The 7,034-nt window shown below is 46.4% G+C and carries 15 protein-coding genes; 11 read left to right on the plus strand and 4 right to left on the minus strand.

Features of this window, described 5'->3' with window-relative positions; all coding sequences use genetic code 11:
• Nucleotides 1-285: hypothetical protein (locus AB1797_08860; GenBank protein MEW5767719.1), on the plus strand; the 285-nt coding region annotated here is incomplete at its 5' end.
• 97 nt (nucleotides 286-382) lie between these two features.
• On the opposite strand, the gene AB1797_08865 is transcribed toward AB1797_08860, so the two are convergent.
• Nucleotides 383-643 carry a GxxExxY protein gene (locus tag AB1797_08865; protein MEW5767720.1) on the minus strand — a complete coding sequence of 87 codons (261 nt, stop codon included), beginning with the start codon at nucleotides 641-643 and terminating at the stop codon, nucleotides 383-385.
• Nucleotides 644-729: 86 nt separating this feature from the next.
• Here AB1797_08865 and AB1797_08870 point away from each other — a divergent pair, with 86 nt between their 5' ends.
• The 10 genes from AB1797_08870 (at nucleotide 730) to AB1797_08915 (ending at nucleotide 6,056) form a co-directional block, all read left to right on the plus strand.
• Nucleotides 730-1,044, plus strand: coding sequence for a PaREP1 family protein (locus AB1797_08870; GenBank protein ID MEW5767721.1), 315 nt, complete (start codon nucleotides 730-732; stop codon nucleotides 1,042-1,044).
• A 255-nt stretch (nucleotides 1,045-1,299) separates the two neighbouring features.
• Nucleotides 1,300-1,587, plus strand: a complete 288-nt coding sequence (locus tag AB1797_08875; protein MEW5767722.1) for a DUF1844 domain-containing protein — start codon at nucleotides 1,300-1,302, stop codon at nucleotides 1,585-1,587.
• Between the two features lie 114 nt (nucleotides 1,588-1,701).
• Nucleotides 1,702-2,313 (plus strand): GyrI-like domain-containing protein, encoded by a 612-nt coding sequence (locus AB1797_08880; protein MEW5767723.1) that lies wholly within the window; start codon nucleotides 1,702-1,704, stop codon nucleotides 2,311-2,313.
• Nucleotides 2,314-2,609: 296 nt separating this feature from the next.
• Complete coding sequence (locus tag AB1797_08885; protein MEW5767724.1) at nucleotides 2,610-2,786, plus strand: hypothetical protein; 177 nt, start codon at nucleotides 2,610-2,612, stop codon at nucleotides 2,784-2,786.
• Nucleotides 2,787-2,858: 72 nt separating this feature from the next.
• On the plus strand, nucleotides 2,859-3,095 hold the full coding sequence (locus tag AB1797_08890) for a hypothetical protein (GenBank protein MEW5767725.1): 237 nt from the start codon (nucleotides 2,859-2,861) through the stop codon (nucleotides 3,093-3,095).
• Entirely contained in the window at nucleotides 3,089-3,433 is a 345-nt protein-coding gene (locus tag AB1797_08895) for a type II toxin-antitoxin system PemK/MazF family toxin (GenBank protein ID MEW5767726.1), read from the plus strand. The genes AB1797_08890 and AB1797_08895 overlap by 7 nt, the downstream gene beginning before the upstream one ends.
• Nucleotides 3,434-3,496: 63 nt before the next feature.
• A complete protein-coding gene (hemW, locus tag AB1797_08900; protein ID MEW5767727.1) occupies nucleotides 3,497-4,648 on the plus strand; it encodes a radical SAM family heme chaperone HemW in 1,152 nt (383 codons plus the stop codon).
• A gap of 49 nt (nucleotides 4,649-4,697) precedes the next feature.
• The gene (locus AB1797_08905; GenBank protein MEW5767728.1) at nucleotides 4,698-4,886 is read left to right on the plus strand and encodes a hypothetical protein; all 189 of its coding nucleotides are present in this window, start codon (nucleotides 4,698-4,700) and stop codon (nucleotides 4,884-4,886) included.
• 4 nt (nucleotides 4,887-4,890) lie between these two features.
• Nucleotides 4,891-5,076 carry a hypothetical protein gene (locus tag AB1797_08910; protein ID MEW5767729.1) on the plus strand — a complete coding sequence of 62 codons (186 nt, stop codon included), beginning with the start codon at nucleotides 4,891-4,893 and terminating at the stop codon, nucleotides 5,074-5,076.
• 164 nt (nucleotides 5,077-5,240) lie between these two features.
• Nucleotides 5,241-6,056, plus strand: coding sequence for a zf-HC2 domain-containing protein (locus tag AB1797_08915; protein ID MEW5767730.1), 816 nt, complete (start codon nucleotides 5,241-5,243; stop codon nucleotides 6,054-6,056).
• Here AB1797_08915 and AB1797_08920 read toward each other — a convergent pair.
• Genes AB1797_08920 through AB1797_08930 form a run of 3 tightly spaced genes read right to left on the minus strand, consistent with a single transcriptional unit; the run spans nucleotide 6,042 to nucleotide 6,935 of the window.
• On the minus strand, nucleotides 6,042-6,674 hold the full coding sequence (locus AB1797_08920; GenBank protein ID MEW5767731.1) for a hypothetical protein: 633 nt from the start codon (nucleotides 6,672-6,674) through the stop codon (nucleotides 6,042-6,044). The genes AB1797_08915 and AB1797_08920 overlap by 15 nt on opposite strands.
• Nucleotides 6,661-6,798, minus strand: a complete 138-nt coding sequence (locus AB1797_08925; GenBank protein ID MEW5767732.1) for a hypothetical protein — start codon at nucleotides 6,796-6,798, stop codon at nucleotides 6,661-6,663. Before AB1797_08925 ends, AB1797_08920 begins: the two co-directional genes overlap by 14 nt.
• Nucleotides 6,799-6,809: 11 nt before the next feature.
• A complete protein-coding gene (locus tag AB1797_08930; GenBank protein ID MEW5767733.1) occupies nucleotides 6,810-6,935 on the minus strand; it encodes a hypothetical protein in 126 nt (41 codons plus the stop codon).
• Nucleotides 6,936-7,034 lie beyond the last annotated feature (99 nt).

Genomic DNA, 7,034 nt, shown 5'->3' on the forward strand with positions numbered 1-7,034 from the left:
GAATTAAGAAATGAACTGGTAACGAGGGAATTATTTGAGGAAAGGTTTAATGTCGTAGAGGAAAGATTTAAGACTCTTGAAAACAAGATGGAGGAAAGATTCAAGACTCTTGAACATGAGATGAATGAAAGATTCAATGTTGTAGATGAAAGATTCAATGTTGTAGATGAGAAGTTCAAGGGCCTTAATTTTAGGCTTAATATCTTTATCGCCATTGCCCTTATTGCCTTGACCTTTGCTAATCCTACTTTTGTGAAACTAATAGAGAAGATTTTTGGGTTTTAAAATATAGACCAAAAGGCTAACCGATACCCAGTCAAAAATTTTTGTAACCGTTCACCTCACCACGGAGACACGAAGACACAGAGACACTGAGAAAAATCTAAAGGATAAGTCTCTTAATTCCGTCTTTCAAAACAGGCTTAATGCATTTATATTCAAGGGGAAGAGGTCTTTGTCGTTCAAAATTTAGACCACGCAAATTGAGTTCATGACAAAGGCATTCTTCGTAGGCTGACTCTAATAAACCAGGACCTAAATGCCTATGAACTTCTATTGCTGCCCCAATTATTTGCTCTGTAAGTGCTTTTTCTAAAATCGTTCTCCGTGTCTCTGTGTCTCTGTGGTGAACGATTACGAACAAAGAAATTTAGGCAGGTTTACTAAGATGAGTAAACAGAGAGTCTCGGATTATCCGAAAGGGTTCTTAAAAAATAAAGAGGAAAAGAGATGAAGGCGACAAAGGACAATAAGGTAAACCGATACATAGCTCAGGCAGAGAGATATTTACAGCAAGGCGAAAAGGAGCTTGAAGCGGGTGATTTGCGTCAAGCAGGAGAGAAATATTGGGGAGGAGCAACACAAATACTAAAGGCCTGGGCAACTGCCAAAGGCATACAGCACATAACGGTCATGCCTGGCTATTTGAGGCGGCAGATAGGCTTGCTGAAGAAGAGAAAGAACCTATTTAAAGAAAAGAGTTTGGTTTGGCAGGTATGTTGCACACAAATTTTTGCGAAGGATGGCTTAACAAAAGAGAGGTAGAGGATTATGCTTGCGAGGTAAAGGCATTTTATGATAAAATAAAAGAAATATTAAAAAGGAAAAAAAGTTAATCTTAGGCTTATATTCTTTACTAATATCTCATCAACCTTGCAGTCATCAACAGCCTCATAGAGTCTTTCGTGGGTTATAACCCCGATTTACTGGAAGTTTAATCTTTAGAGTCTCTTGCAAGGAGGGTGAAAAAAGTATATCTCTGGGGGTCGATAGTTCTTTTTAAAGGGGAGGATAGCGCCAATGACGGATAAAAAAGAAGAAGCGGCTCAAGGCGAGCCATTAGAAGTAACCTTTGACACCTTAGTGGGCCTTCTGGCCACAGGGGCCTGGCAACACCTCGGCATGATGCCGAATCCGCTTACTCAGAAGGAAGAAAAAAATCTGGAGATGGCTAAATCTATGATCGATCTTTTAGCCATTCTGGAAGAGAAGACCAAAGGCAACCTGAACGAGACAGAGACTAAACTTCTGAGCGGCACCCTTTACAATCTTAGAATAGCTTACATCGAGGCGGTCAAGCCTTCGTGATTCGTGTCTGGTTAACCTGTCGGTAAAGACCGAAAATAGACACGAATAACGGTCACGGTAGATGGTCTTCAGGGAAGCGAATGGTTAGGAGTCAGAAAATAGGGGGTATGAATTATGAAGATAATCATAGTTTTTGTTGTCATTATTATTTTTGTTGCTGGGATCTTTCTTTTTTTCATGGCAAAAGGTCCCGACATTTCCCAGTTTGAACACCTCAAGGAGCCAAAAATATCGACAATGAAGGATCAGAAGATGATTGTTGTGGAAGTCAAGGGTAATCCGAATGTTGTCGGCAAAGACGCCTTTCCAACATTGTATAAGACCTTCTATAAACTGAAGACAAAGGTAAAGAGATCAAGACCTCCTGCGCCTCGTGCAAGATGGCCAAAACCATTAGATACACCCAAGAATGAATGGACAGGCATCTACGGTCTACCTATTTCTGAGACTGTAAATTCCCTACCGGCCAAGAAAGAGGCAGAACCTGAGGTTAAGATTGATTATTGGGAGTATGGTGAGGTAGCAGAAATTCTTCATATTGGTCCCTACAGCAAGGAGACTCCTACAATAGAGAAGTTGCATCAATTCATCAAGGATAATGGTTATAGAACAGTAGGTGACCATGAAGAAGAGTACATAAAAGGGCCAGGGATGTTTTTGAAAGGGAATCCGGAGAAGTACATTACAATTATCAGGTACCGGGTAAAAAAACAAGAGGACTCCTAACGACTTACTGCAGCCGACCGCCAAAGGCGGCGGCCGAACCTTGCCGTTAGTGCGCCAAGCCAACTTGGTGCTTCTGATAAGGTGTGAGTCCTTATGGGGCAAGGCCTAACCAACCACCCCTACCGGCGACAGGTAGGCCGACCGAAAGGATAAGTAGGAGAGCCAAAGACAATGGGGAGTCGGATCAGTCCATAGTACTCTCGGAGAACGGGAGAGCCGTTCACAGGGGGAAGGGACTGACGGGCAGCCGAAGCCCTCAAAGGAAACACGAACCGGACAGGTATGGCCGGGGAAAGGTGCCAACCTCACTGAGGGGAATAGCGGTAGTAGATGCGGAAGCGAGGCTGTCCGAAGAGCCCGATGCGGGAAAACTGCACGCCGGGATATGTGCGGGGGAAGGGGGCAACCCCCTTCCCTACCGCCACGGCAGCCTTCCATCCGATCGAGGCGAAAAGACAAATGCGGAAGTGTAAAGCAACCTCTATAGAAAATCAGCGTGTGAGATAATCAAAAACCGAAGGATCAATCGAATTAGAGGAGCGATTATGAGAACAGATATTGCGATTCCCCGCCCAATTTCCGAAGCAGCAGAGCAGTTGGCACAGAAACTTGATATATCCTTGAGCGAGTTATACACGGCGGCTCTAACCGCCTATGTGACGACGCACCAGAAAAACGAAGTCACCGAGAGGCTCAACCAAGTGTACGAGACAGAGACTTCTACTCTTGAGCCGGTGTTGGTTCAGCTCCAAGTGGCTTCATTGGACGGTGCAACGTGGTAATCCATCGGGGTGAAATATGGTGGGCCACTCTGCCGCCGCCGGTGGGATCAGAGCCGGGGTATCGCAGACCACTTCTGGTGATTCAGTCAAACGACTTCAACCGCAGTCGAATTGCTACCGTGATTGCGGTGGTTGTGACCTCTAACACACGGTTAGCTCAGGCGCCAGGCAACGCGCTATTGCCTGCCCGGGCAACGGGTTTAGCGCAAGATTCTGTTGCGAATGTATCGCAAGTCATCACAATAGACAAAGGTTTTTTGACGGAACGGGTCAGTACGGTCCCCTTACATCTTCTTGAGCAAATTGAAGAAGGGTTGCGTTTGGTTTTGTCTTTGTAGTCGGTGAGGCTGCCTAACAAAATACTCCAGCGGACGGCTTACAGCCGCCGCTGAACTCTGTCGATGAAGATAAACCAAGAAGCCGGCCTTTATATACATATCCCCTTTTGCCGAAGTAAATGTCCTTATTGTGATTTCAACTCTTATCCCCACCGGAGAGAGTTGATTCCGGCCTATCTGGAGACCCTCAAGAGAGAAATAGATCGATACAGCGACTGCAGCCACGTGGGGTCACGACACGCCATGCCTCGGGTAAAAACAATCTATATCGGAGGAGGGACGCCAACTATCCTTTCCGCCAGCCAGATGGCAGATGTTTTGGAGACGATTCGAACCCGGTATAAGATGGTAAAAGGGGCAGAAATTACCATCGAGGCCAACCCGGGCACATTGGATAAAGCTAAGTTAGCCGAACTCAAGGCCGCCGGGATAAATCGCTTGAGCTTAGGTCTGCAGGCTATGGACGATTCTCTTTTGAGTCGAATCGGCCGAACGCATCAGGTTAAAGACGGACTGGAGGCCTATTATTCCGCCCGAGAAGCGGGATTTGATAATATTAACTGTGACCTGCTCTTCGGACTGCCTACTCAGAAGTTATCCGACTGGGAAAAATCTTTAACCACCGTTCTTGACCTGAGACCAGAACACCTTTCTTTATATTGCCTTACCCTTGATCTGGGGAAACAAGGGGCGGCCTCTCTCTTTAAGGATAGGCCAACTGAGGAAGAAGAGCTGGCTATGTATGATCTGGCTATCGATTACTTAACCGCCAAGGGATACGAGCATTATGAGATATCCAACTTTGCTCAAGGCGGATATAGATCGCTCCATAACCAGATCTACTGGCAAAATGAGGAATACCTGGGACTGGGAGCCGGCGCCTGGTCTTACCTTAATAAGAGACGATATTCTAATCCATCTGATCCTGTTGAGTATATCGAAAAGGGTATCAAGGGACAATGGCCTACTGTAGAAGAAGAGAGACTTTCTACTCGGCGGACCATCGGAGAGACAATTATGTTGGGTTTCAGGTTGGTGGAAGGCATCAAGGTCTCTGACCTTAACCGCCGGTTTAAGATTGACCTGGAAAAGATGTTCTCCCTGCCCCTCGGGAGATTAGAAAGAGATGGCCTGCTGGAGAGAAAAAACGGTCATATCAGATTAACTCGCCAGGGGCTCCATTTAGCGGATACAGTGGCCCTGGCGTTTATTTAGTGCCTATCCCAAAACCGATCCGAATAGAAATAAAGGAGGCGAAATAAAAATGGGACGAATAAGGAGAAATATTGAAGTTATGGGGCGTAACTGTTGGACATTATTTGATTTAGGCGCTAAAAACACTTATGTTATCAGAGATGTTGCAGTAAGGTTGCCAATTTTTGACCTCATCAAACCGGAATCGGTGAATCTTGGGGGTAAGGTTTATCAGGTAAACCAAAATTGCTGGATTTGAAGGGATGATCGAAGGTTTACCCATTAGATGTCACGCCAGAGTGCTTAATAATATTGGGGCGGATGATGAGGGAAAGAATATCGAGATATTATTTGGAGCTTTGGCAATGCAGGAATGGGGGATTCGGTTAAATCTTGAAGAGGAGAAATTAGATCTGAGCCGCTATCCGAAAGAATTTGTGGAATTCTAAAGTAAAAGCAGGGGGACAGGGACGGTGATGTAGAAAGCAATTTACTCCTATCTGTGCGCCCCGTCATAAACTGAGCTATTAAGAGTGGAGAGACATTTCAGTTCTCAACTCTTACTACTATCCCCCGAAATATGGCGAAGATACCCGAAAGTGACTGTTCAGTGATGAAGTGTGAAAAGGTTCAAAAGCTGCTCCCTTCGTATCTGAAGGGTAAATTGAAAGAAGGAAAGAAGGCTAAGATAATCGCCCATTTAACTGATTGCCCAGAATGCCGTCGGAGTGAGGAGAAATTGAAAATCAGTCTGGCTCTGATCGGTTCTTTAGAAGGGGATAAAAAGCCGAAAAGATTTAAGTGGGACATTTATCCTGACAAACTCTGGTGGCCCACTTTCTTATCTTCCCCGCGTCTTCGAAATGGGATAATTATGGCCGGTTTGGGGATACTGCTTGTCTGGGCTTACCAATCCTTTTATCAACCTGCCGGGAAGGATATTATCCCTCCCCCCACTAAATCCCGCCTTTCCGGTGAAGGCCAAAAACCTCAAGCGCCGGAGATGACATTAGAATCCTTACCTGAAAGTATAGAAGAAACCGTGAAGAAATTACCTCGGTTAGTTATTAAAAAGAGCCCAGTTCCACCAGTCACTTCTGCCCCCGGGATCAAAGATATTTCCCCAAAGCCTAAGGCTAAACCCCAAAAGAAGGTTCAATCCGCCATCAAGGTTCTTCCATCTGCTCCGCGTAAAGCTGAAAAAGACCTCCCCTCCGAAATTCCGGCTACCCCCGAAGTGGGGGCGAAATCCGAAATCGAGAAAGATACTCTACCTGCGCCAAACACTATCAGGATTGAACCTAAAGAGGAAGTTAGGGAAGAAAAAGTCTTAAGCCTACCGAGGACTAAAGAATATAATCGAGGCGATCTCTACAAAAAAGCCACTCAGAAATTGAATGAAAAGCTGCCTGATTTATCTGACTTCTGATTCGATCTGCCAGGCGGGACCAAAGTAAAGGGGAAGCTCAACGGCACATATTGGTCCTACCTGAACCGACCAGCCGGTCAAGTTAGCGATCTCCTCTTGAAGGGAAACGGCCAATCCAGGAATGACCATCTTTGGGAGAGTCACTTTTTGGTCCATTGCCTCCCTGGTGAGGGCGTTCAGGATTCTTTCGGCCGTAAGGGTCTGGTAAATAAGCGCCATATCCACGGTATGACCATCCGTATCCACCACCAGGTACCAGAAAGGGCTTACGGTGGTGGCAAGCACCGCCAGGAGCACTTCGATGGTAAGCTGGGAATTGCCGGACACCAGGACGGGTGAATCCGGGTCTGGATGATTGAGGGGGAAGATGCCTGGCGGGGCAGGCGCCGGAAGCTGCAAGACCTTAACTTTGGGGAGGATTTCATCAGGCCGGGCGGCTAATTGTAAGGCCTTGAGCCGTTGCGGATCTACAGAGATACAGCCCTCTCCCCTGATATCTCCCCGATGCAGCTTCTCCAGAAAATCCTCCCGGCTGTGAAATCCACAGGCCCGACAGTCTTTTTCCCTAACATACCGGTCAAGTTCGATCTTCCGCTGGTATAGATCAGCATAAAGCATAGCCTGGCCTCCCCCTGCCACCAAACAATCCTCGATGCTCGATGCTCGATGCTCGATGCTCGATGCTCGATCCTTTACCCGCATCGAGCATTGAACAGCCAGCATCGAACATCTTTTTATTCATCGAACATCTTTCTATTCATTAATAAGCTCCTTGATGGCCTGCAGAAATTCTCCGGCGTACTCCACATACCTGGCGGCATCATCCCCTGATATTTCAACAAGTTCCTTATAGTCACCTTCCTGCCGTGACTCAAACATCTTATGCAGCCCTTAGGTCCTTTAGGTCCCTTAGGTCCTTTCAAAAGTCACCTTCCTGCCGTGACTCAAACATCTTATGCAGCCCTTAGGTCCTTTAGG

Source organism: bacterium (assembly GCA_040753085.1).
Taxonomy (GTDB): Bacteria; UBA9089; JASEGY01; order JASEGY01; family JASEGY01; genus JASEGY01.